General features: G+C 36.0%; 1 protein-coding gene. It reads left to right on the forward strand.

Annotated elements, in window-relative coordinates:
• Positions 1–338: 338 nt before the first annotated feature.
• On the forward strand, positions 339–536 hold the full coding sequence (locus AOG54_RS04550; RefSeq protein ID WP_156324209.1) for a hypothetical protein: 198 nt from the start codon (positions 339–341) through the stop codon (positions 534–536).
• Positions 537–617: the final 81 nt, after the last annotated feature.

The raw sequence follows: 617 nt of genomic DNA on the forward strand, positions 1-617 counted from the left end.
ATAGTTTACTAACAGCATGTTCCTGAGCTTTAGTGAAAAGTAATTGCCGTATTAGGGTAAAGCTCATACTTGTGAGTAAGTTAGGGTTCTGGGAAGCAGTAAAACCTCTGTGCTTTGGCTTGGGGATACACAGACTCCCCAACAAAACTTAAATAACTTCCTACCTGTACTATTAACAGATGTTCTGAACTATTAAACTGAAATTGCCATACTATAGGGCTATTGGAGAAACTGCTATGCAATTTAGAGATCCAGTGGAAATAGTTCTGGACTAAGGGTTTGAGAATAAGATATTTAATTGAAACAAGCTCAACAAAGGAATATACACGAAGGTGAGGGTGACAATACCAACACTGCCATACTCACTTATACGAACAGGAAGGGATACAGCATCAGAATCATTGAAAGCAACAAGGCCGGAGAAAAGGATAGAAAGGAAATCATTGACAGAAAGGTATGATAAAAGGACATTCAAGTTCTATTTAGATTCTTATACTATTTCAATAACCACAGTTCAAGATATGTTAGTATTCTAAGTATTTTAAACACAAATCATAGACAAGTACAGAGGCGAATACGCAAATGCGGAATCTGTAATAGACAAAAAGAATAGAATT

This window comes from Acidiplasma aeolicum (genome assembly GCF_001402945.1).
Lineage (GTDB): Archaea > Thermoplasmatota > Thermoplasmata > Thermoplasmatales > Thermoplasmataceae > Acidiplasma > Acidiplasma aeolicum.